Raw genomic sequence first — 22,818 nt, forward strand, 5'->3', positions numbered from 1 at the left:
GTTTCGACGCGTGACATGACCTCTGGTCAATCGTCCGGCGGACCGTCCCGGAAGCGAACGTTCCTGGTGAACGGGGTAGTTGTCACAGCGTCCCCTACCGAATCACCTACGGGGACGAAACGGATTTCACGGGCACCCCGTGTCGTGATCGCGCGTTTCTCGGCCACGAGGCACCGGGCGGTCCCGACCTGCTCCTCGCGGCACTTCCGGCGGGAAGCGGAAGGCGCCGACGCCTACTGCGAGGCCCGCAGGGCGGCCCCGGCGGAGGCGACGTCGAGGTCGAGGTCGACAACCACCTCCTCCCCCTCCCACCGGCCGTGGTTCGAGATCTCGAGACCGATGAAGGCCAACTCCGCGGCCCCGGCCCGCCGCGTGTACTCCTCGTGGGTCTCGGGATCGCGCCCGCTCAACTCCTCCCGCTCCCACGCGGCCATCGCGGACTCGGCCAAGGCCTTCGGCAGCCGGACCGTGACCGGGCCGGCCTGCGCGGCGACCTGCTCACCGATCGCCGCGAGCACCTTCACATCGTTCCCATACCGGACGTACTGCTCCCGATCCGTCATGGGTCGAGACTACCGAGGACGATCGCTCCGTCCCGGTCGGTCCGATGCGCCCAGCACGACCGGACCGCCCGACCGGTCGACCCGGTCCGTCCACCCCGGCGCCAGCCGCAACGACCGCGACGGGTTCACCCGGACCGGGAACCTCCGTCGCCACAGCAGCCGGCCGTCCTGGGCGGCCGTCAGCACCGGTGCGGTCAGCAGCTCGCCCGACCGCAGCAGCAACGGCCGCCCCACGAGGTCCGTCAGCCGGTTCGGCGCCACCCACAGCAGCGGGGCCCGGACGAGCAGCGGCGGGCCGACCTCCGGCCACGGCGCACCCGAAAGGCGGGTCAGGACCGGGACCGCGGCGGCGGCGCCCTCGGCGGCAGCCGTGGCGGCGCGCTCGACGCCGTGCAGGGCGTTGCCCACCGCGAAGACCCCGGGCACCGACGTGCGGAAGGAGGCGTCAACGGCGGGGCCCCGGGTTCCCGGGTCCATGGTGATGCCGGCGCGGCGCGCCAGCTCGTGGTCGGGGATCCAGTCGCCGGTGAAGACCACCGTGTCGCACGCGAGGACCCCGGTGCGGCCGTCCGCGTGGCGCACGGCCACGCCCGACAGGCGGCCCCGGCCGCGTAGTTCGACCACCGTCGTGGCCGTGAGCAGCGGGACTCCCGGTACGGCGGCGCCGCGCGGGTGCTCCGTGACCGTGGCCACCACCTCCGCTCCCGCCCGGCGCAACGTGCGTACCGCATGACGGGACACCGGCTCGGCGCCCACGACCACGGCCCGCCGGCCGATGTCCTGGCCGTACAGGTGGACCGACTGCTGCAGTTCCCCGGTGGTCAGCACGCCGGCCGGGCGGGAGCCGGGCACCAGCCGGGCACTGCGCGGGCGTTCGCGGGCGCCCGTGGCGAGGACGACGGCCCGGGCGGTGATGCGCTCCAGCCCCGCCGGGCTCGTGGTCTCCAGGGTCAGCGGCCCGGCCCAGCCGGTGGCGCTGACGCCGGTGCGGACCGTCGCCCCGGCGGCCGTCGCCGCCTGCGCGGCCCGCCGCGCGTACGCCGGTCCGGTGAGCCAGGGGCGTACCGGCCCACCGAACCCGCCGTGGTGGCAGTGGCGCGGCACTCCACCCGCGTCCTGCTCGCGCTCCAGGACCTCGACGTGTCCGGCGCCCGCGCTCGCGAGGCGGGTCGCCAGCGCCAGCCCGGCGGGGCCGGCGCCGATGACCAGGACGTCGACCACGCGGTCGTGGCTCACCGCCGGGCCTCCTCGAACAGCGCGCGGACGGCGGCCCCGCAGTGGAAGCCCTGGCAGCGGCCGCCCCGGGCCCGGGTGCGCCGCCGCAGGCCGTCCGGCGAGCCGGGCGGGACGGTCGAGGCCAGCGCGTCGCGGATCTCCCCGCGGGTGACGCGCTCGCAGTGGCAGACGATCCGGCCGTACTCCGGGTCCCGTGCGATCAACTCGGCGTCGCGGTACGGGCGAAGAAACGCCTCGCCCAGGTTCGGCATGCGCACGGGCGCCGGCTCCCGGGCTCCCGTCACCGGCAGGCCGCCGTCGGCGAGCAGTGCCACGACGTGCGCGGCGATCGCCATCGAGGCGCTCAGGCCCGTCGAGCGGATCCCGCCCACGGTGACGTACCGCTGGGTGGGGTGGGCCCGGATCGCGTAGTCGTCGTCGCCGGTGGCGGCCCGCAGACCGGCGTAGACGGCGGTGACCTCCTCCTCCAGGAGGGCCGGCAGGATCCGTCGGCCCTTCTCCCGCAGCAGTGCGAGCCCTTCGGCGGTCGATCCCGTGTCCGTCTTGTCGTCGAGGTCCTCGGCGGTCGGCCCGAGCATCACGTTCCCGTACACCGTCGGCGACACCAGGACCCCTTTGCCGAGGGCTCCCGGTACGGGCAGCAGGATGTGCCGGACGAGGCCTCGGGCGAGCTCGTCGAAGACGATCAGCTGGCCGCGCCGGGGCGTCACGGCGAAGTCCGCGTGGCCGAGGAGCCGGTCGATCTCGTCGGCGTGCAGCCCGGCCGCGTTGACGAGGTACCGGGTGCGCAGCGGTCCCCGGCTCGTGACCAGGGTGTGCGTCGCGTCGGAGGTGACCTGCAGTACCCGGCAGTTGAGGTGGAGTTCGACGCCCGCGCGGACGGCCTGCGTCGCGTAGGCGAGCGTGGTCGTCCAGGGACAGACGAGGGACTCCCCCGGCACGTCGAGCGCTCCCAGCGCCCCGGGTCCGAGCTCCGGCTCGCGGGCCCTTACCTCTGCGGCCGGGATGATCCGGGCCGAGCGGTAGCCGTTGCGTACGGCCTTGTCCGCGAGCCCCGGCAGCGCGGCCAGCTGCTCCGCGTCCCAGGCGACGAGGAGCGCGCCGAGCGGTTCGACCGGGATGCCGGTCTCGGCGGCGTAGGCGGAGAGCAGCCGGTGGCCCTCGCGGACGAGCCGGGACTCCAGGGAGCCCGGGACCGCGTCGAAACCGGTGTGGAGGATGGCGGTGTTGGCCTTGGAGGTGCCGTCGCCGACGTCGTCGGACGCGTCGACGAGGGCGATCCGTAGCGGGAGCCGGGCCAGTTCGCGGGCGATCGCCGTGCCCACCACGCCGGCGCCGACGACCGTCACGTCGTAGTCCCCGCCGGGCAGGGAGCCGCCCGTGGTGACGGTGGTGGCGATCGCCTCGGTGGTGCCGGTCATGCGGGTGTGTCGCCGAGCAGGGTCGAGACCGCCGCGCGGAACCGGGCGCGGCGTTCCGCCGCCTGCGCCGCACCGGCCCGCGGTTCGTAGACGGCGGACGGCTTCCATTGCGGGACGGCTTCGGCGACGGTGAGCGAGGGATCGAGCCCGAGCCGGGCGACGGCGCCGACGCCGAGCGCGGTGACGTCCGGCAGCGCCGACACCTCCACGGGGATGCCGAGGAGGTCGGCCTGGGCCTGCATGAGCAGCGTGGACCGGGTGAGGCCGCCGTCGACGCGCAGGGTGGTGAGCGGGGCGCCCAGGTCGGCGGCGACCGCGTCGGCGAGCTCCGCGACCTGCGCGGCGACGCCGTCGCACAGGGCGCGCACCAGGTGGCCGGCGGTGGTGTCGAGGCCCAGGCCGGTCACCGAGCCCCGCAGGTCGCCCCGCCACCACGGGGCGGCGAGCCCGGCGAGTGCCGGGACGAAGGTGACACCACCGGCGTCCGGGACGCTCCCGCCCACGGTGTCGAGGTCGGCGGCGCCGGAGATCACCCCGAGATCGGTGAGCCAGCGCACGGCGGAGGCGGCCGTGTACACCTGTCCGTCCAAGCAGTAGCTGGTCCGGCCGGCGAGCCGCCAGGCCACGCAGCCGACCAGTCCGGAGGTGCTGCGCAGGGGGCGCGGGCCGGTCTGCGCAAGCAGGAACGCGCCGGTGCCGTAGGTGCACTTGGCGGTACCGGGCTCGGTGACGCTCTGGGCGAGCAGCGCGGCCTGCTGATCCACGAGCAGCCCGGTCAGCGGCAGTTCGGGACCGAAGGCGGCGGTGGTGCCGATGTGGGTGTCGGCGTCGACGACCTCCGGAAGGCGCTCATCCGTGAGGCCGAAGACGTCCAGTGCGGCGTCCGACCAGCGGGTCGTGTCGAGGTCGAGCAGTTGGGTGCGGCCCGCGGTCGCCGCGTCGGTGACGAACGCACCGGTGAGGCGGTGCACGAGCCAGACGTCGCTGGTCGTCACGACGCCGCGCCGGGTCAGGTGTCGGCGTATCCAGGCCATCTTGGGTGCGGCGAAGTACGGGTCGAGCGGCAGACCGGTCGTCTCCCGCAAGGCCGGCGCGTGTGCGGCCAGTTCGGTGCAGAGCGCTTCGGCTCTCCGGTCCTGCCAGACGATCGCGTCGGTGAGCGGTTCGCCGGTCGCCGGGTCCCAGGCCAGTACGGTCTCGCCCTGGTTGGCGAGGCCCACCGCCACCACGGGCTCGCCGGCCTCCGCCAGCGCGGCGCGTCCCGCGTCGACGACCGAGTCCAGCAGCTCGCCGGGGGTGACCTCGACGCGGCCGCCCGGGAGGTAACGGGGTCGCACGGGGGCGGATCCGGAGCCTATGACCCCGCGCATCGGACAGACGACCAGCGCCTTGGTCCCCGAGGTGCCTTGATCGACAGCGAGCACCGGGCCCGTCATCACCACTCCGTCCCTGGTGTCGCCTTGATCGAACGTCGGTCGGAAGCCTGCACCGGGCGATCTCGCCCGTCAAGATCCGCCCGAGGCCCACCGTGTGTGACTGACGCATCTTCATATGTCGATCCTGGCTTGATACTTACGTTCGAACAAGGATCTGGATGCGTATGCTCCTGATCGCCATATAGTGATCGCCGATCAACGGGCAGCGACATCGACCGTGGGTCAACGGCGGGGGTTCGACGAACAGTTCTCGCATGGTTCACGCATCCCTGGCACCGGGCACGGCTGCGTCGCGGCAGCCGGCGGCCGGATGGACCCACCTTCCATGCGATCCGAGGACTGATGATCACGACCACCGCACGACGCGCCCACCCGGGCCGCCGCCGCCCGTCGACCGGGACGAGGTGATGGCGGGCAGCGATTTCCGGCCCGTCTACCACCCGGCCGGCCACGACAAGGAACTGCGTTCCGCCGCCCAGGACCTGCGCACCGGGCGCTGGGTCTCCATGGCGCGCTTACTCGAACGCACCGACAACTGGGGCCTGTGGACCCAGCGCACCCAGGTGCTCGCCGCGGTCGCCGCCGGCTCCGACGTGGTCCAGGCCTGGCGGGCCGAAGAACCGCACAGCGTGGCCGCGCTCGTGATGCACATGCGTGTCAGCGTGGAACGGGCCGTCCGCGCCCACCGCGCGGGACACCCCCGCACCGGCGAACTGTGGCAGGAGGCGTGGTCGACCTGCCGGGAGGCCGCCCGCATCAGCCCCGCCGACCCCGTGCCCTGGGTCTGCCTGCTCGCCCTGGCCCTCCTCGACGAGCAGCGCCAGATGGCCGAACACCGCGTCGCGCCCCCCGGCCCGATGCTGCCCCCCGGCCCCTGGGGCATCCTCGCGGAGGTCGACAAGCGCGACCCGCACAATCGCGAGGCCTACCACCGCATGCTCCAGTTCGTGTACGCGGGCACCCCCGGACCGCTCTCCGAGGCCGCCAACTTCGTCCACTGGGCCGCCGGTTCCGCACCCCCGGGATCCGCCGTGCACGTCCTGCCGCTCTACGTACGGGTCGAACGCTACCGCCGCGAACGCGGCCAGGAACGGGCCCTGGACCTGCACTGGGTCGCCGAGGACGCCGTGCGCGACGCACTCCACGCCCTGGACACCTGGTTCGACCACGCCGATCTCCCACGCGCCTCCCCGCTCGATCTGAACCAGCTCGCCCACGCCCTGTGGGGAGCCCTCCAGTTCGACGAGGCGGCCCGGGTCTTCGACACGATCGGCCCCTACTGGACCACCCTGCCGTGGGCCCACCGGACCCGCGACCCCGCCGACCGCGCCTTGGCCGAGGAGGTGTTCCTGCAGGCCAGGTCCCGCAGCCTGGCCGGCCGGAACTGACCCCCGCCGCCCTCCCCCACGGCGCCGATCTCTCGCTCCACCCGCACCGCCCAGGCCTCACCCGCACCCCCAGGCTCCACCGTCCCCGTGCTCCACAGACCCCCGGAGGTACCGCCGTGTCCAGAACCGATTGGGCAGCCCGCCAGGACCGCAAGGCCCCACCCCAGCAGGACGAGGAACAGCGCCTCAGGGAGCTCGGCTACCAGCCCGTCCTCGCCCGCCGGATGGGCGGCTTCGGGAACTTCGCCATCAGCTTCTCCGTCATATCCGTCCTCTCCGGGTGCATGACGCTGTACGGCTTCGGCATGGGCTCCGGCGGCCCGGCCGTGATGCTGTGGGGCTGGATCGGCGTAGGCCTCTTCGTCCTCTGCGTGGGGCTCGCCCTGGCCGAGGTGACCAGCGCCTACCCCACCTCCGGCGCGCTCTACTACATGGCCGACCGACTCGGCGGCCGTCGCTGGGGCTGGTACACGGGCTGGCTGAACCTGCTCGGCCTGCTCGGCGCCATCGCCGGCATCGACTACGGCGCGGCCCTGTTCACCGGCGCGTTCCTGAACCTGCGCTTCGGGTTCGTGCCCACCCCCGGCTCGACGTTCCTGATCTTCCTGTGCATCCTGCTGCTGCACGCCGCGCTCAACCTCTTCGGGGTCCGCCTCGTCAGCGTGCTCAACTCCATCAGCGTCTGGTGGCACCTGGGCGGTGTCGCCGTGATCGTCGGCGCCCTGGCCTTCATCCCGGACAACCACCAGTCCGCTTCGTTCGTCTTCACCGAGTTCGTCAACGACACCGGCTGGGCCAACCCGTTCTACGTGGCGGCGGTCGGCCTGCTGCTCGCCCAGTACACCTTCTCCGGCTACGACGCCTCCGCGCACCTCTCGGAGGAGACCAGGGACGCCTCCGTCTCCGCCGCCAAGGGCATCGTGCGGGCCATCTGGGTCTCCTGGATCGCCGGTTTCGCCCTGCTCGCCGGCCTCACCTTCGCCATCCAGGACTACGCGGCGGTCCAGGGCAGCGCCACCGGCGTCCCGCCCGCCCAGATCTTCATCGACGCGCTGGGCTCCGGCGGCGCCACCGCCCTGCTCCTCGTCGTCATCGTGGCGCAGCTCTTCTGCGGCAACGCCGAGGTCGCCGCCGCGAGCCGGATGGTCTTCGCGTTCAGCCGTGACAACGCGCTGCCCGGCTCCGCGCTGTGGCGCAAGGTCAGCGGCCGGACCCAGACTCCGGTGCCGGCCGTCTGGCTCTCCGTCATCGTCGCGGGCGTACTGGCGCTCCCCTCGCTCTACTCGGCCACCGCCTACGGGGCCGTGACCGCCATCAACGTCATCGGGATCACCCCGGCCTACGCCATCCCGATCTACCTGCGCCTGCGCGCCGGCAACCGCTTCGAGCCCGGGCCCTGGAACCTGGGACGTTGGAGCAAGCCGATCGGTTGGATCGCCGTCGTCTGGGTGGCCCTCGTCACCGTCCTCTTCTGCCTGCCCCAGAAGTCCCCGGTCACCATCGACTCGATGAACTACGCCGTGATCGCCCTGGCGGTGGTGCTGATCCTGGCCAGTGTCTGGTGGTACGTCGCGCGCCGCTCGTACGGCACCCCCTCCGCCTACGGCAACGCCCGCGAGCAGGCGGAGATCGCCGAGGACATCGTCTGACCCGGCGGGGCCCCTCCTTTACTTCCCTAGAGGTCCTAGGATAAAACTAGGACCTCTAGGAATGGAGGTCGCATGGCACGCGCGGGACTGACGGCGCAGCGGGTGACGGTCGCGGGCGCCGAGTTGGCGGACGAGGTCGGGCTCGACCGGGTGACCATGTCGCAGGTGGCACGGCGGCTCGGGGTGAAGGACGCGAGCCTCTACGCCCATGTGCGCAACCTGGAGGATCTGCGCGGGCGGATCGCCCTGCTGGCGGCGGACGAGAAGACCCTCCTCATCGCGGAGGCGACGGCCGGCCGGTCGGGCAAGGACGCGCTGGTCGCGTTCGCCGACGCCTGGCGGGCGTACGCCCACGCCCATCCGGGCCGCTACACGGCGACCCAGACCCCGATCCGGATCGACCCCGAACTGGCGGCACAGGCAGCCGGACCGCGCCGCGCGGTCGAGCTGACCTACGGCATGCTGCGTGGCTACGCGCTGGCGGAACCCGATCTGACGGATGCGGTCCGGCTGTTGCGCAGCACGTTCCACGGGTTCGTCGCCCTGGAGGCGGCCGGCGGGTTCGCGCACGAGCGTTCGCCGCAGCGCTCCTGGGTCCGCGCCCTCGACGCCCTGCACTCCCTCCTGGAGCACTGGCCCGCGCCTCGAGAAGGAGACCCCTCATGACCGGCCCGACCATCGGCCACCTGCGAGTGAACGGCGCGACCCTGCGCTACGAGGTACGCGGCCACGGCCCGCTCCTGCTGCTGATCCCCGGAGGGTCGGGCGGCGCGGCGTCCTTCGACGGCATCGCCGACGAGCTGGCCGCCGAGTACACGGTCGCGGCCTACGATCCGCGCGGCCTGTCCCGGAGCCCGCTGGAGGACCCCGAGGCCGAGCAGACCGTGGCCGAGCACGCCGACGACGCCTTGCGGATCATCGACCTGCTGTCGCCCGGTGCGCCTGCCCGGGTGTTCGGCAGCAGCTCGGGCGCGATCGCCGCCCTGCACCTGCTCACCGTCCGTCCCGAACGCCTCGAACGCGTCGTGGCGCACGAGCCGCCGGTGGTGGAGGTTCTCCCGGACGCCCCCGACCACCGGGCGCTCCTCGTGCGGGTGCGGGAGACGCTCGACGGCCAGGGGCTGATGCCGGCGATGGCCGTGTTCGCCGCCGGCCTGCGGAAGGCCGGGGACACCCCGGGGCCGCCCGCCGAGGTCGTTCTTCCGCCCGAGGCGGCGGCGCGAGCCGAACGGACGATGGCCGACCTGCCGTACTTCGTCGGCCGTATCGTCCCCGCCTTCATGTCCTACGTCCCGGACGTCGACCGGCTGGAATCGCTGTCCGAGCGATTGGTGCTCGCCGGCGGGCAGGACTCCCGCGGCGAACTGCCGTACCGTCCGGCGGCTTTCCTGGCCGAGCGCCTGGGCACGGACCTGCGGCACTTCCCCGGCGGACACACCGGCCTGACGACGCACCCCGCCGCGTTCGGGGAGGTCCTGCGGAAGGCCTTTCGCGCGTAGGGCCCACCCCGTGCGCGCATCCGACCTACCGCCGGTCGGCGTACGCCTCGCTGCGCGCGGCCCGATGCATTTCTACGCTTGATGAATGAGCATCAGATCCTCCGGGCGCAGAACCGGCGCGGGCGCGGCAGCTCTGGCCATCGGCGCGTCGGTCCTCCTCGTGCCGACCGCCGCGGGCACCACGCACGCCGAGCCGCTACCGCCGCGACCCGCCTCGTCCGTCGACGCATCCCTGTTGCACCGGTCCGGGACCCATGTCCGGGCGCGGCAGGGGGCGCCCGCACTGCCGGACGACGTGTCCGCCCTGTCCTGGCTGGTGGCGGACGTCGGTACGGGCGCGGTGCTCGCGGCCCACGACGCACACCGCCGGCTGCCACCGGCCAGTACCCTCAAGACCCTCTTCGCCCTCACCGCCCTGCCCCACCTGCCCGGCTCGGGGCGGCACACGGTCACCGAGGCCGAGCTGGACGCGGTACCGGACGGGAGCAGCACGGTCGGGCTCTCCGCGGATCACACCTACCGGGTGGCCGATCTGTGGCGGGGCGTCTTCCTCAGCTCGGGCAACGACGCCGTGCACGTATTGGCCGCGATGAACGGCGGCTGGGATGCCACGTCGGCGCAGATGCAGGCGAAGGCGCGCGCCTTGGGCGCGCGGGACACCACCGTGGTCTCCCCGGACGGCTTCGACGCTGAGGGCCAGGCCTCCTCGGCCTACGATCTTGCCGTCTTCGGCCGTACGGGCCTCGCCGACCCCGCCTTCGCCGAGTACGCGGCGACCGCCGACGCCCAATTCCCCGGCGGCACGCACGCCGACGGCAGTCCCACCTGGACGTACGGGATCGAGAACACCAACCGGCTGGTGACCGGTCAGGACGGGCTGGGCCGCTACCCGGGGATCATCGGGGTCAAGAACGGCTACACCTCCCAGGCGGGTTTCACGCTGATCGCGGCCGCCCGTCGGGACGGCCGTACCCTGCTGGCGACGGTGATGAACCCGCAGTGGGGCGGCGCGAACGCCGTGTACGAGGAGGCGCGGTCCCTGCTGGACTGGGGATTCGCCGCGGCGGGAAGGGTGGACCCGGTCGGGTCGCTGGCTCCCCCGGCGCCGCCCGCCGCCCCGCCCGCGGCACCGCCCGTCGTCGCCGCCGGCGCCGGCACCCCGGACCGGCTCCGCGTGGGTGCCCCGATGCTCTACGGCCTGTCGGCCGCCTTCCTCGCGGCGGTGGCGGCGCTGGCCGGGACAGCCGTCCTGCGAAGGCGCCGAAGCGAGCCCTGACGCGGGGTCGCACGGCGCGTCCGGTCGACGCGCGAGGGGCTGGGTCCGGTGCCAGGCTGAGGCGGTACCGGACCCGCGAAAGGCATCCCATGATCACCACTGACTTCGTCCCCGGCTCCCCCTGTTGGCTCGACCTCGGCGTGCCCGACGTCCGCGCGGCCGCGGCCTTCTACGGCGCCGTGCTCGGGTGGGACTTCGAGTCCATGGGCGAGGGGGAGGACATGGAAGGCGGGATGTTCCGGAAGGACGGAAAGGTCGTCGCCGGGCTCGGCAAGCTCACCGAGGAGGGCGCCCGCCCGGCCTGGATGATCTATCACAGCGTCACCGACGCGGACGCCACCACCCAGGCGGTGGAACGCGCGGGCGGTACGGTCCGGGTGGCCCCCCGGGATCTCGACGAGTGGGGCCGGATGGCGCAGTACAGCGACCCCCTCGGGGGACAGTTCGCCGTCTGGCAGCCGGGCAGGAACAAGGGAGTCGAGCTGGTGGACGCGCCGGGCTCACTGTGCTGGACCGAGCTGTACACGACGGACGCCGCCGCCGCGAAGGAGTTCTACGGCGGCGTCTTCGGCTGGCAGTTCGGCGACATGGCGCTGCCCGGCGGCGGGGGGACGTACGCCCTGATCACGCCCGCCGGACTCCCCGAGGAGCGGATGCACGGCGGCCTCATGGAGCTCCCCGCGGAGCACCTGTCCCTCGCGCACGGGCGACCGTACTGGCATCCGGTCTTCGCCGTCGCCGACTGCGATGCCGCGGTCGCCACCGTCACCGAGAACGGCGGGAGCGTACAGATGGGGCCCGAGGACGCGGAAGGCGTGGGCCGGCTCGCCGTCTGCCTCGATCCGGCGAACGCCGACTTCGTGGTCCTCACGCCGGTCCGTGGCTGAATCCGGACCGCACCGGTCGCGGCCGGCGAGCCTGGGCCGCGGCCCCGGCCCGGCCCTCGGCCGGAGGTGGCCGGGGACGGTGTACCGGAGTGGCGGCCTCGGGCCCGGGCAAGGCAGTCTGTAGTCATGAGAGCGCCCTTGCGCTCGCCTCCTGGACCGCGAGCGGACGGCCACCACCAGGTGCTTTTCGTCTTGGCGGAGTGCGTGCCCTTCGCGATCGCCCTGCTGGTGCTCCTCGTCGAGTTCACACCCCTGCACATCCTCTACACCGGCCCCCTGTTGGTCGCGACCCCCGCTCTGGCCGCCGTGACGATGGGCCCCAAGGGCACCCTCGCCGCGGCGGGGGTGGCCGTCGGTGTCAGCGTGACCACCGCCAGCTACAACGGAGCCTGGGGAACCCAGCAGGTCTACACGAATTTCCTCGCCCTGTTCCTGGTCTCGGTGGCGAGCTTCATGACGAGCCGCTCCGCGCGCACCCGCACGGAGAACGAGCTCAACCAGGTCCGCCGGATCGCCACCGCCGCCCAGGAGGTCGTCCTGCGGCCGGTGCCGGACCGGCTGGGCTCCGTACAGGCGGCCAGCATGTACCTGGCGGCCGAGACCGGCGCGCGGATCGGCGGCGACCTGTACGACGTGGTCCAGACCCGGTACGGGGTCCGGATGATCGTCGGGGACGTCCGGGGCAAGGGGCTGCCCGCCGTGCGGGCCGCCGCGATCGTGCTGGGCGCGTTCCGGGAGGCCGTGCACTACGAGGACGACCTGGTGGAGGTCGTCGACCGCTGCGAGGCGGCCCTGCTGCGGGATGCCGCCGTCTCGGGCGCCGGCGGTGCGGAGGCCGTGCTGGAGGGCTTCGTCACCGCGCTCGTGGCCCAGATCCCGGAAGGCCCGCACATCGAGGTGATCAACCGGGGCCATCCACCACCGCTGCTGCTGCGCGACGGCACGGTCCGGTCCCTGCTGCCCACCGCGCCCCTGCCGCCGCTCGGCCTGAAGGAATTCCTCAGCGGTCCTTCGGTACGGACGGACAGCTTTCCGTTCGCGCCGGGCGACCGGCTGCTCCTGTACACCGACGGTGTCATCGAGGCCCGCGACCGCGACAAGACCTTCTTCGACCTGGCCGAGGCCATGGTGACCATGCGCGACCACACCCGGGAGGCGTTCTTGAAGGGCCTGCACCAGGCGTTGCTCCGCCACACCGAGAACCGCCTGGCCGACGACGCGGCGGTCGTCCTCGTCGACCGGTACCGGGACGAGGAGCCACCATCGGCCGAAGGCCCGACATAGTACCCACGGCCGTGGACTCGCCCCGACGGTACAGAACGGGACAGCATGGAGGGAGGCCGGTCGGCGAGATGCCCTCGGGAGGAGGTGATATGCACAGTGACCAGCCATCGCTTCTCGTTCTGCGGGGCTGAGCTCGCCGCTGTCTACGTGATCGCCGACCAGGGCAGGGAACTGCACCTGGCCGAGCTGACCGGTAACCGCGGCGTCCTCTACGGGCTGCCGGCGATCCTCGCCGTGGCCGGCCATTCGCCCGCCGCCAACGCCTTCCGCTCCGGCCGCCCGCTGTGGCTGGCGCCCAAGGAGCTCGCCACGTTCATCGAGGAGGACCCCCACCACTTCCCCACCCGGGTGCGCAACAGTGCCCCCAACTCGCCGACCCGGATCTCGCTGGGCGCCCTGCCCCTGGGGTACGACGACATGGAGCTCGGGTGCCTGATCGTCGCCGGGCAGGCCGGGGAGCACGGCTTCAGCGCCGACGACCGCAGCCTGCTGGAGCTCTACGCCGACCAGGTGGCCACCGGACTCGAATCGGTCGCCGCCCGCTTCGCCGGCCGCAAGGCCCCGCAGTCCCATCTGGGCCAGTCGCTGGTGCCCGACCAGGGCGGCGCGTTCATCCTGGAACTGAGCACCGGCCGCATGGAGGCCCACGCGCACGTGCTGGAACTGCTCGGCCTGCCTCCCGATGAGTTCGACGGGCAGGTGGAGACCGTGCTGGCCTGCGCCGTCCCAGACGACATGCCCGCGCTGATGGCGATCGTGGAGCCGAACCGGCTGGCCGCCGGGGGCCAGCAGCTGGCCTTCCGGATCCGCCGGCCGAACGGCGAGCTGCGCTGGCTGGGGCTGCGGTGCCGCGTGGAGGCGGACTCCGACGGCACCCCGCGGCGCGTCCTGGGCGTGGTGGCCGACGCCACGTATCTGCGCCCCAGCGCCGACGAGGTCTCCCTCGTGCAGCGGCTGTCGGCGACCCTGGCGGGAGCGGCGACCATCCGGGAGGTCAGCCGGCTGGTGGTCGCCGCCCTGCGCGAGCCGCTCGGCGCCTCCCGGGTGGCCGTCGGCGAACTGGAGCCGGAGCGGCTCATCGTCACCGCCCTCGATCCCCCGGAGCCCGACGCCTGGCCCGAGGTCTGGCGCTCGGAGTGGCGGTCGGAGTGGCCCGACGTGGCGCTCAGCGACCTGCCCACCCTGCAGAGCGCCCTGCGCGGCGGCCATATGAGCCTGTGGCCGCCGGGCGCGGAGCTGGAGACCGGACTGCTGGGCGTCGGACCCGGTGGTCTCGCGGTGCTGCCGCTGCCCGCCGACGGCCGGATGGTCGGGGTGTGCCTGGTGGGGTGGGACACGGAGCACCGGTTCGGTCCGGAGGAGCGCTCGCTGCTGACCGCGACCGCGGGTCTGGTCGGGCAGGCGCTCGTACGCGCCCACGCCCTGGACGCGGGCCACGAACTCGCCACCATGCTCCAGCGCAGTCTGCTGCCCCGTAAGCTCCCGGAGCTGCCGGGCGGGATCGCGGTCGCCCGCTACCTGCCCGCGACGGCCGGGCTCGAGGTCGGCGGCGACTGGTACGACGTCATCCCGCTGCGTGACGGTCATGTGGCCTTCGTCATCGGGGACGTACAGGGGCACAGCGCGGGTGCCGCCACCATCATGGGCCAGATGCGTACGGCGGTCAGGGCCTACGCGGTGGAGGGCCACCCGCCCGATGTGGTCGTCGCTCGGGCCAACCGGCTGCTCGTCGGCATGGAGACCGATCTCTTCGCCACCTGCGGGTATGTGGATCTGGACATGGAGGAGGGCATCGCCAGGGTCGTCCGGGCCGGCCATCTGCCGCCGATCCTGCGCCATCCCGACGGCGTCGCCGAGGAGATGACGGTCGAGGGCGGGCCTCCCCTGGGCGTGCTCGCGGAGGCCGAATTCCCCATGACCGAGGCGGGGTTGCTGCCCGGCACCCTGCTCGTCCTGCTGACGGACGGCATGGTCGAGTCGGCGAGACTGCCGCTGGAGGAGGGCATGCGGCGGGTGTGCGATGTGGTCGCGGGGGCCGACCCGGTCGATGTCGGAGCGGTCGCCGACGAGTTGGTCGGCGGCGTGGGCCGTCGCGACGACGACGTGGCCTTGCTGTTGCTGCGCTACGACGGTCAGGGCGACCGGCCGAGGCGGAGCCACTGGACGGTGTGGCGGCTGCCCAACGCGGTCCTGCACGCGCGCCGCTTCACGGCCCGCACCCTGCGGTCCTGGGGAGTGGTGGATCAGCTCGACGAAGCCCTGCTGGTCGTGTCCGAGCTGGTCACCAATGCCATCGCCCACACGCAGGGCGAGGTGGGCATGGATCTGACCCTGTCGGCGGACCGGCTGCGGATCGCCGTGAACGACGCGTCGCCGCGCAGCCCCGTCAAGCCGATCTGGGTGAGCTGGGAGTCGACCGGCGGCCGCGGGCTGCTCATCGTCGACGCGGTGACGACGGCCTGGGGCTCGGTGCCGCTCAGCGGCGGCAAGCAGGTGTGGGCCGAGATCCCCTGGCGCCGCGACGCCTGACACGGTGGCGTGGACGGCCCAGGAGGCCTTCGACGCGGGTCGATCAGTTGCCGGGCGGGAGGGTGAAGTCGGCGACGGTCGAGTCGAAGGCGGCGTACTCCTCGTAGCCGAGCACCTCGTAGAGCCGGGAGCGGGTGTGCATGCGGGGCAGCAGTGACTCCTGGGTGCCCTCGGCGGCAAGGGTGCGCAGGCCGTCCTCGACCGCGCCCATGGCGAGGCGGAAGAAGGTGACGGGGTAGAGGGCGATGTTGTAGCCGAGGTTCTCCAGGGTGCGTGCGTCGAGGAGGCGGCTCTTGCCGAATTCCGTCATGTTCGCGAGGAGGGGGACGTCGAGGGCCCTGCGGAACGCCTCGAACTCCGCTTCGTCCGCGAGGGCTTCGGGAAACACCGCGTCGGCGCCCGCGTCCACGTAGGCCTTGGCGCGGTCGATCGCGGCGGTGAGGCCTTCGACGGCGCGGGCGTCGGTGCGGGCCATGAGGAGGAAGTCGGGGTCGCGGCGGGCATCGACGGCGGCGCGGAGCCGGCGGCCCATCTCCTCGCGCGGTACGACGCTCTTGCCGTCGAGGTGGCCGCAGCGCTTGGGGTTGACCTGGTCCTCCAGGTGGAGGCCGGCCAGGCCCGCGTCCTCCATGAGCTGGACGGTGCGGGCGGCGTTCATCGGCTCGCCGAAGCCGATGTCGGCGTCCACGAGGGCGGGCAGGTCGGTGACGCGCGTGAACTGCTGGGCGCGGGCGGCGATCTCGGTGGAGGTGGTCAGGCCGATGTCGGGCAGGCCCAGATCGGCGGCGAGCACGGCCCCTGAGAGGTAGACGGCGTCGAAACCCGCCTGCTGGACGAGCTTGGCCGAGTACGGGTTGATCGCGCCCGGGATCCTCAGCAGCCGCCCGGAGGCGAGCTGTTCCCGGAACGAACGGCGGCGGGACGCGGGGGTGGTGCGGGTGTGGAGCATCGGAACAGGCCCTTCGGGAGGCGGGCGTCGGCGGTGGCGAGCAGGTCGGCCGTGCCCGGCTCCGCCGGCCGGCCCGCGACCCGCGTGCGGAACGTACCGCCGCAGCCGGACCGGTCGAACGGGCGGGCTCCGGCGAGGTGCGCGGGGGCGACGCGCTCCGCGCGCGGACGGTCGGCGCGGGGCGGGCGGTCCGCGCGGGGCAGGCGGTCCGCGCGGGGCAGGCGGTCCGCGCGGGGCAGGCGGTCCGCGCGGGGCGGGCAGTCGGCGCGGGGCAGGCGGTCCGCGCGGGGCGGGCAGTCGGCGCGGGGCAGGCGGTCGGCGCGGGGCGGGCGCTCCGGGCCGGGCAGGCGGTCGGCGCCGGGACGGACACGGGCCCGAGGGACGATCACGGGGCTCCTCGCGGCGCGCGGTGGGGGCGTGGTCGAGGACGAGTCTTCCCCGCCGGGAGGGCCGGTGCGAGGACTCCACGCCGGGTGATCCGCCCCGTACACCTTCTCCCGGAGGTCACCGTGGGCCCCGAAGGCCGCCCGCGACGGCGGCCGACAGCGCACGGTGACGGGCGACGGTCCCCGGTGAGGCGGCGCCCGGGCTACGCGGGCGGGCCGTCGGGCCCGCCCCGGCCGGCGCCGGCGACCCGGCGCCTGACCTGGTCCTCCTGCGCGAGACGCCGCAGCAGCTCGAACACCGGGGCGCAGATCGCGAAGACGATGACGGCCCGCTCGGCCAGAGCCACCGGGTCGTCCAGGCCGGCCGCGCGCTCCAGGTCCAGCCGGGCCACGGATTCCGCGAGCTTCGCGTAGGCGGCGAGCTCGCCCGGGGCGTACTGGGCGTCCAGCCGGCGGAGCTCCTCCAGCGCCACCGTCAGCCCCTGCACGTGCGGTGAGGTGGTGGGTGCCTGCCAGTCCAGGTCCGCGAGGAGCTGGGCCACCTCGGCACCGGCGGTCACGTCGGCCGCGTCCTGCGCCTCCTCCTCCGCCTCCCCAGCGGTCTCCGCCTTCTGGCGCGCGGCGCCCTGGGCCGCCACCGGCACCGGGAGCGCGTAGCTGATCGCTCCGAGGGCGCTCTCGGAGCTGTGGGCCTGGTCGACGGCCCCGAGCACCTCACGGGTCGCGGCGATGGACAGGCCGCCGAGCGTGGTCAGCGCCTTGATCAGCCGCAGCCGCTGGGCGTGCTCCTCCCCGTACTCGGCCAGGGTCGCGGCCGTCGCCCGCCCCGCGGGCAGCAGTCCCTGCCGCAGGAAGTACTTGATGCTGGCGACGGGCACGCCGGTCCGCCGGCTGAGCTCCGAGATCTTCATTGGGCTTCCCTGCTGGTCATGCGGTCCGGTATCCGGCATCGGCGATTGGACACCACAGCAAGATACTGCCACTATCCAGTGACTGGATACCATAAGTATCCAACCCTAGGAACGCAGCCGCACCGGAGAATCGATGCCTCACCCCACGCCCCCCTCCGTGCTCCGCCGACCCCAGCTGTGGATCGGGACGGGACTCATCGCCGCAGTGGTCTCCATGCTGTTCGCCCTGCTCTACGTGGGTGGCAACGTCAACCCCAAGGGCAACCTGCGCGACCTGCCCGTGGCCCTGGTCAACACCGACGGCGGAGCGGACGTCAACGGCCGCCACGTCAACCTGGGCGAGCAGATCGTCGCGGGCGTCCAGAAGGCCGCGAAGGGCGACAAGAGCATCGACTGGCAGGTCGTCAGCCGCGCGGAGGCCGACAAGCAGCTGGGCCGGGGCAAGGTCTTCGGCGCCCTCGTCATACCCGCCGACTACTCCGCCACGGTGGCCGCCCTCACCGCCCCGCAGCCCGCGGCCCAGGGCCAGGCCGCCCCGCCGACCCTGACCGTGCTGACCAACCAGGCGGCCGGCAGCATCGGCTCCTCCATGTCCTCCCAGGCCGCCCAGAAGGCCGCGCACGCCGCCTCCGCCCAGCTCGGCCAAGAGCTCCTCAAGCAGGCCGGCGCCCAGAAGACCCCGCTCCCGACGGCCGCGCAGCTGAAGCTGGCCGACCCGGTGACCGTGACCGTCGCCGACGGGCACCCCGTCGGTGCCCGCAGCGCGATGGGGCTGAGCGCCTTCTACTACGCGCTGGTCCTGGTCGTCTGCGGCATGCTCGGCGCCAACGTGGTCAACTCCCAGGTCGACACCGCGCTCGGCTACCTGCACACCGACTTCGGCCCCATCCGCAAGCGCGAACCGGTTCAGCACACCAGCCGCGTGCGCACCCTGGCCATCGGCATCGCGCTCATGCTCGGCCTGTCGCTGGTCATGGGCACCCTGGTCGAGGTCGCCACGGTCGGCATCCTCGACATGGACGCCTCGCACCTGGGTCTGCTGTGGCTCTACTCGGTCGCCACCATCGCGGTGGTGGGCATCGGAAGCCTGGCCCTGTTCGCCGCCTTCGGTACGCCCGGCATGCTGCTGGCCACCATCGTCTTCGTCGCGATGGCCGTACCCTCCTCCGGCGCCACCGTGCCCGTCCAGGCGCTGCCCGGATTCTTCCGCGCCCTCTCCGAGTTCGAGCCGCTGCGCCAGATCACCGAGGGCCTGCGCTCCCTGCTCTACTACGGAGCCCAGGCCGACGCGGGCCTGACCCGGGCCTGGGCCTCGATGGGCGTAGCCCTCGTCGCCGCGCTGGTCTTCGGCTTCGCCGTCACCCGCCTCTACGACCGCAAGGGGCTGCACCGCATCCCCCACCCGGACGCGGAGTCGGGCGCCGTGGCCCCCGCCGAGACCCCCGGGTCGCCGCAGTCCCCGAGCTCCCCGACGTCCTCCGAGACCGGTACCCCCGCCACGGCCTGACCCTCGGCTCGGACAGCCCCGTCCCTCGTATGCGCGAGGGGCGGGGCTTCCTTGTGCGGTCCGCCACCGCGGTGGATCGGGGGAGGTTTTCGGGCACATATCCCGAAGGGTGATGAGCAGCCCGCCGTCGCACATGTGTCAGCAGGGGGCGCCATGAGGTACGACCTGTCCGATCGCCTGGTGGTGGGGATCGCTTCCAGCGCCCTGTTCGACCTGACCGACGGTGACGCGGTGTTCCGGGAGCAGGGTGAGGACGCCTACCGGACCTACCAGGAGACGCATGTCGACGAACTCCTGGCCAAAGGAGTGGCGTTCCCGTTCGTCAGACGTCTGCTGTCGTTGAACGACCTCTCGGATCAGGCCGACCCCCTGGTCGAGGTCATCATCCTCTCGCGCAACGACCCGGACACCGGGATGCGCGTGATGCGTTCGATCAAGGCGTACGGTCTCCCGATCAGTCGGGCGGTCTTCCGGCAGGGCCGCCCCTCGCACCCCTTCATGCCTGCGCTCAACATGTCGCTGTTCCTGTCGGCCGACGGACCTGACATCCGGGAGGCGGTCGCGGCCGGGCTGCCCGCGGGACACGTCCTCAGAACGGGACGCGTGGACGACGAGAGCGATCCCGAACTGCGGATCGCCTTCGACTTCGACGGGGTGTTGGCGGGCGACGCGGCCGAGCGGGTCTACCAGCGGGGTGGGGTCGACGAGTTCCGCGCCTTCGAAGTCCGCAATGCCGCCACCCCGCACGATCCGGGACCGCTGCGAGAGTTCCTGGCCGGCGTCAACCGCATCCAGCGTCTCGAAGAAGCGCGGCGCCGAGCGGATGGTGCGTACCGGCCCCGCCTACGCGTCTGCCTGGTCACCGCTCGGGACGCCCCCTCGCACGAACGCGCCCTGGCGAGCCTCAAGAAGTGGGGACTGCGGGTCAACGACGCCTTCTTCCTCGGCGGCATCGACAAGGCCGCCGTCATGAAGGCCCTCGACCCGCACATCTTCTTCGACGACCAGGTCGCCAATCTCCACGGCACCGCCCAGGGCACCCCGAGCGTCCACATCCCCTTCGGTGCGATCAATTCGCCCCCTCCCCCGACGGCCTGACGTCCGCGTTGTTCTGTTACGGGGCCATGACACTCCAGCGCTTTTGAACACGATCAACAATCACTAGATTATTGAACATGGTCAAAAGTGAGTACGGGGCATGGGTGGGCGAGTTCGAGGCTGAGCGGGAACGCCGAGCGGCTCTGGGCGACCCCGACTGGGGGAAGGGCGCGCAGCTGCCCGCCGCCATCGTCCGTAGCATCCAGAAGTTCCAGGTGGGTGAGGACGGCGACGGCTCCGCGCTCACCGCCAAGGCCGACCTCGCGGGCGATCCGGTCTACTCCCGGGCGGTCCGGCTCTTCATCGCCGAGGAACAGAACCACGCGCGCATGTTGAAGCTGCTGCTGGCCGCCGGCGGGGCCGAGACCCTCGACGGGCACTGGAGCGACGCGGCCTTCGTCCGGGTACGGCGGCTGCTCGGGCTGCGGGTGGAGCTGCTGGTGCTGATGATCGCCGAGGTGGTGGCCCTGGGGTACTACCGAGCCCTGCGCGACGGCGCCACCGACCCGCTGACCACCGAGGTCGCGGGCCGGATCCTGGCGGACGAGGAACGGCACGTCCCCTTCCACTGCCTCCGCCTGCGCGAGGGGCTCGCCGGGCTCCCCCGACCCGCCCGCCGGGCGGTGACGACCGGCTGGCGCGGACTCCTGGCCGGCGCCGCCGCCTTGGTCGCGGTGGACCACGGTCCGGCCTTGCGCACCCTCGGGGTGGACCGCGGCGCCTTCGTCGCGCGGACCGTGCGCTCCTCCGCGTGGATGGCCCGCGCGATGGAGGGCGGGCCGGTGCCCGCGCCGGCGGAGGTGGGCGCGGACGTCTGACCTGCACGGCCGACCGCCCAGACCACCCAGGCCGCCCTCGTCGGTGTCCGCGGCCGGGTGCCCGCCGTCACATCGGGGAGGTGCCGGTGGAGGTCGAGAACGGCATGGCCGCCGGGTCGGTGCGGCGCGGTGACGCCCGCTCACCACCGGTGTCCGCGCCACGGCCCGCGCCGAGGCCGTCGAGCAGGCGCAGACCGTCCTCGGCGGGGCTGCCCGGGGCCGCGGACAACACCAGCAGCTCCATGCCCGATTCCCCCGGCAGGGCGAAGTTCTCCTGGTGCAGTTCCAGAAGTCCCACCAACGGGTGCCGGAATGCCTTGCGTCCATGCGTGCGGGCGCGCACGTCCGCGCGGGCCCAGAGGCGGCGGAACCGCTCACTGCGCATCGCCAGTTCCCCGATGAGCGAGGCCAGGCGGGGGTCGTCGGGGTGCTGTCCGGCGGCCAGACGCAGGTGCCCGACCACGTCGAGGGTGCACTGCTCCCAGTCCGCGTACAGGCCGCGCTCCGCCTCCTCCAGGAAGATGTGCCGCGCGGTGTTCAGGCCCGGCACGGCCCGACCGTAGAGGAGCCCGGCCAGACGGTTCCCGGCGAGCACGTCCAGCCGGTGGTCCATGATCAGCGCGGGCGCGCCGACGACCAGGTCGAGGACGCGCAGCACCTCCGGCCGGACCCTCGCCCGGCCTCCGGCCGGCTGTGCTCCCTTGCCCGGCGCCTTCGCACCGCGGCGGTGCTGCCGCGCGAGCCGGCAGAGGTGCTCGCGTTCGGTCCCGTCGAGGCCGAGGACTTCGGCGAGCGCGTCGAGCACCTGCTCGGACGGCTGGGTCGCGCGGCACTGCTCCAGCCGCACGTAGTAGTCGACGCTGACGCCCGACAGGTGCGCGACCTCCTCGCGGCGCAGCCCTGCCACCCGGCGGCGCCTGTCGGTGGGGATACCGGCGGCCGCCGGGTCGACCCGGGAGCGCCGGGTCCGTAGGAAGCCCGCAAGATCGTCCATGCCCTCCAGTATGGCCTCGGCGAGGACCGCGAGGGTGGCCCTGTCGGTACCAGGAAGTCCGGTCCGACGGAAGCGGCGCCCCTGAACGACGGGGGCCGTGGCGACCAGGATCGGGGCATCCGATCCGAAGGAGTTCCCATGAAGACGCTGATCGTCCACGCCCACCCGGAGCCGAAGTCCCTCAACAGCTCGCTGAAGGACCTCGCGGTGTCCACCTTGGAGGGCGCCGGGCACGAGGTGCGGGTGAGCGATCTGTACGCGATGAACTGGAAGGCGGTCGTGGACGGCGCGGACTACGGCCCCCACGCGTCGAGTCCGCTGAGGGTCGCCGCGGATTCAGGGCGGGCCTTCGAGGCCGGCACGCTCACTCCGGACGTCCTCGCCGAGCAGGAGAAGCTGCTGTGGGCCGACACGATCATCTTCCAGTTCCCGCTGTGGTGGTACACGATGCCCGCGATCCTGAAGGGTTGGGTGGACCGGGTGTTCACCTACCGCTTCGCCTACGGCGTCGGCGAGCACAGCGACACGAAGTACGGCGAGCGCTTCGGCGAAGGCACCCTCGCGGGCCGGAAGGCCCTGCTGTCGGTGACCGTCGGCGGCCCGGAGTCGCACTACTCCGCTCGCGGGATCAACGGTCCCATCGACGACCTGTTGTTCCCGATCCACCACGGCATCCTCTACTACCCGGGCATCGAGCCGCTGCCGCCGTTCGTGCTCCACGGCACCGACCGGATGACCGCCGAGGAGTACGCGGACGCCGCCGAGGCCTGGGAACGGCGTCTCCTCACGCTCGGGTCGACCGAGCCGATCGGATTCCGTCGACAGAACTTCGGTGACTACGAGATCCCCTCCCTGCATCTGAAGGAGGGGCTGGAGCCCGCGGGCCGCACCGGCTTCGGGCTGCATCGGCGCGGCTGAGCCCGCCCCGCGCCCGTCCCGCACCCGCACCCGCACCCGCCGGGCCCGTTGCCGAACGGGCCCGAGGCG

General features: G+C 73.0%; 20 protein-coding genes. 12 read left to right on the forward strand and 8 right to left on the reverse strand.

Features of this window, described 5'->3' with window-relative positions; genetic code table 11:
- Positions 1-233 precede the first annotated feature (233 nt).
- The 4 genes from BCL76_RS14245 to BCL76_RS14260 are packed head-to-tail and all read right to left on the reverse strand — an operon-like array spanning position 234 to position 4,656.
- On the reverse strand, positions 234-563 hold the full coding sequence (locus BCL76_RS14245; RefSeq protein WP_109779839.1) for a hypothetical protein: 330 nt from the start codon (positions 561-563) through the stop codon (positions 234-236).
- 9 nt (positions 564-572) lie between these two features.
- The gene (locus BCL76_RS14250; RefSeq protein ID WP_109779840.1) at positions 573-1,799 is read right to left on the reverse strand and encodes an NAD(P)/FAD-dependent oxidoreductase; all 1,227 of its coding nucleotides are present in this window, start codon (positions 1,797-1,799) and stop codon (positions 573-575) included.
- On the reverse strand, positions 1,796-3,220 hold the full coding sequence (locus tag BCL76_RS14255) for an FAD-dependent oxidoreductase (protein WP_109779841.1): 1,425 nt from the start codon (positions 3,218-3,220) through the stop codon (positions 1,796-1,798). The genes BCL76_RS14250 and BCL76_RS14255 overlap by 4 nt, the downstream gene beginning before the upstream one ends.
- Positions 3,217-4,656: an FGGY family carbohydrate kinase gene (locus BCL76_RS14260; protein ID WP_109779842.1), complete on the reverse strand. Its 1,440-nt coding sequence runs from the start codon at positions 4,654-4,656 to the stop codon at positions 3,217-3,219. The genes BCL76_RS14255 and BCL76_RS14260 overlap by 4 nt, the downstream gene beginning before the upstream one ends.
- Before the next feature lie 407 nt (positions 4,657-5,063).
- Here BCL76_RS14260 and BCL76_RS14265 point away from each other — a divergent pair, with 407 nt between their 5' ends.
- The 8 genes from BCL76_RS14265 to BCL76_RS14300 all read left to right on the forward strand — a co-directional run bounded on the left by BCL76_RS14265 (position 5,064) and on the right by BCL76_RS14300 (position 15,168).
- Complete coding sequence (locus BCL76_RS14265; protein WP_109779843.1) at positions 5,064-6,044, forward strand: hypothetical protein; 981 nt, start codon at positions 5,064-5,066, stop codon at positions 6,042-6,044.
- Positions 6,045-6,268: 224 nt separating this feature from the next.
- Positions 6,269-7,693, forward strand: a complete 1,425-nt coding sequence (locus BCL76_RS14270) for an amino acid permease (RefSeq protein WP_375137918.1) — start codon at positions 6,269-6,271, stop codon at positions 7,691-7,693.
- Between the two features lie 72 nt (positions 7,694-7,765).
- Positions 7,766-8,359 carry a TetR/AcrR family transcriptional regulator gene (locus tag BCL76_RS14275; RefSeq protein WP_109779844.1) on the forward strand — a complete coding sequence of 198 codons (594 nt, stop codon included), beginning with the start codon at positions 7,766-7,768 and terminating at the stop codon, positions 8,357-8,359.
- Positions 8,356-9,192 carry an alpha/beta fold hydrolase gene (locus BCL76_RS14280; RefSeq protein ID WP_109779845.1) on the forward strand — a complete coding sequence of 279 codons (837 nt, stop codon included), beginning with the start codon at positions 8,356-8,358 and terminating at the stop codon, positions 9,190-9,192. Before BCL76_RS14275 ends, BCL76_RS14280 begins: the two co-directional genes overlap by 4 nt.
- Positions 9,193-9,277: 85 nt before the next feature.
- On the forward strand, positions 9,278-10,468 hold the full coding sequence (locus BCL76_RS14285; RefSeq protein WP_109779846.1) for a D-alanyl-D-alanine carboxypeptidase family protein: 1,191 nt from the start codon (positions 9,278-9,280) through the stop codon (positions 10,466-10,468).
- A gap of 89 nt (positions 10,469-10,557) precedes the next feature.
- The gene (locus BCL76_RS14290; protein WP_109779847.1) at positions 10,558-11,355 is read left to right on the forward strand and encodes a VOC family protein; all 798 of its coding nucleotides are present in this window, start codon (positions 10,558-10,560) and stop codon (positions 11,353-11,355) included.
- Between the two features lie 204 nt (positions 11,356-11,559).
- Positions 11,560-12,639: a PP2C family protein-serine/threonine phosphatase gene (locus tag BCL76_RS14295; protein WP_309136835.1), complete on the forward strand. Its 1,080-nt coding sequence runs from the start codon at positions 11,560-11,562 to the stop codon at positions 12,637-12,639.
- Between the two features lie 96 nt (positions 12,640-12,735).
- Positions 12,736-15,168, forward strand: a complete 2,433-nt coding sequence (locus BCL76_RS14300) for a SpoIIE family protein phosphatase (RefSeq protein WP_109779849.1) — start codon at positions 12,736-12,738, stop codon at positions 15,166-15,168.
- Positions 15,169-15,211: 43 nt separating this feature from the next.
- Here BCL76_RS14300 and prpB read toward each other — a convergent pair whose 3' ends face one another.
- From prpB to BCL76_RS14315, 3 genes are all read right to left on the reverse strand, one after another.
- On the reverse strand, positions 15,212-16,117 hold the full coding sequence (gene prpB / locus BCL76_RS14305; protein ID WP_109779850.1) for a methylisocitrate lyase: 906 nt from the start codon (positions 16,115-16,117) through the stop codon (positions 15,212-15,214).
- Positions 16,042-16,506 (reverse strand): hypothetical protein, encoded by a 465-nt coding sequence (locus BCL76_RS14310; RefSeq protein WP_109779851.1) that lies wholly within the window; start codon positions 16,504-16,506, stop codon positions 16,042-16,044. Before BCL76_RS14310 ends, prpB begins: the two co-directional genes overlap by 76 nt.
- Positions 16,507-16,706: 200 nt before the next feature.
- On the reverse strand, positions 16,707-17,414 hold the full coding sequence (locus tag BCL76_RS14315) for a MerR family transcriptional regulator (RefSeq protein WP_109779852.1): 708 nt from the start codon (positions 17,412-17,414) through the stop codon (positions 16,707-16,709).
- Positions 17,415-17,547: 133 nt separating this feature from the next.
- Here BCL76_RS14315 and BCL76_RS14320 point away from each other — a divergent pair, with 133 nt between their 5' ends.
- The 3 genes from BCL76_RS14320 to BCL76_RS14330 all read left to right on the forward strand — a co-directional run bounded on the left by BCL76_RS14320 (position 17,548) and on the right by BCL76_RS14330 (position 20,837).
- On the forward strand, positions 17,548-18,921 hold the full coding sequence (locus BCL76_RS14320; RefSeq protein WP_258309647.1) for a YhgE/Pip domain-containing protein: 1,374 nt from the start codon (positions 17,548-17,550) through the stop codon (positions 18,919-18,921).
- A 153-nt stretch (positions 18,922-19,074) separates the two neighbouring features.
- Positions 19,075-20,019, forward strand: a complete 945-nt coding sequence (locus BCL76_RS14325) for a 5'-nucleotidase (RefSeq protein WP_109779853.1) — start codon at positions 19,075-19,077, stop codon at positions 20,017-20,019.
- 77 nt (positions 20,020-20,096) lie between these two features.
- Positions 20,097-20,837, forward strand: coding sequence for a ferritin-like domain-containing protein (locus BCL76_RS14330; RefSeq protein WP_109779854.1), 741 nt, complete (start codon positions 20,097-20,099; stop codon positions 20,835-20,837).
- Between the two features lie 67 nt (positions 20,838-20,904).
- On the opposite strand, the gene BCL76_RS14335 is transcribed toward BCL76_RS14330, so the two are convergent.
- Positions 20,905-21,831: a helix-turn-helix transcriptional regulator gene (locus BCL76_RS14335; RefSeq protein WP_109779855.1), complete on the reverse strand. Its 927-nt coding sequence runs from the start codon at positions 21,829-21,831 to the stop codon at positions 20,905-20,907.
- A 138-nt stretch (positions 21,832-21,969) separates the two neighbouring features.
- Here BCL76_RS14335 and BCL76_RS14340 point away from each other — a divergent pair, with 138 nt between their 5' ends.
- Positions 21,970-22,749: an NAD(P)H-dependent oxidoreductase gene (locus BCL76_RS14340; RefSeq protein ID WP_109779856.1), complete on the forward strand. Its 780-nt coding sequence runs from the start codon at positions 21,970-21,972 to the stop codon at positions 22,747-22,749.
- Positions 22,750-22,818 lie beyond the last annotated feature (69 nt).

This window comes from Streptomyces sp. CG 926 (genome assembly GCF_003148825.1).
Classification (GTDB): domain Bacteria; phylum Actinomycetota; class Actinomycetes; order Streptomycetales; family Streptomycetaceae; genus Streptomyces.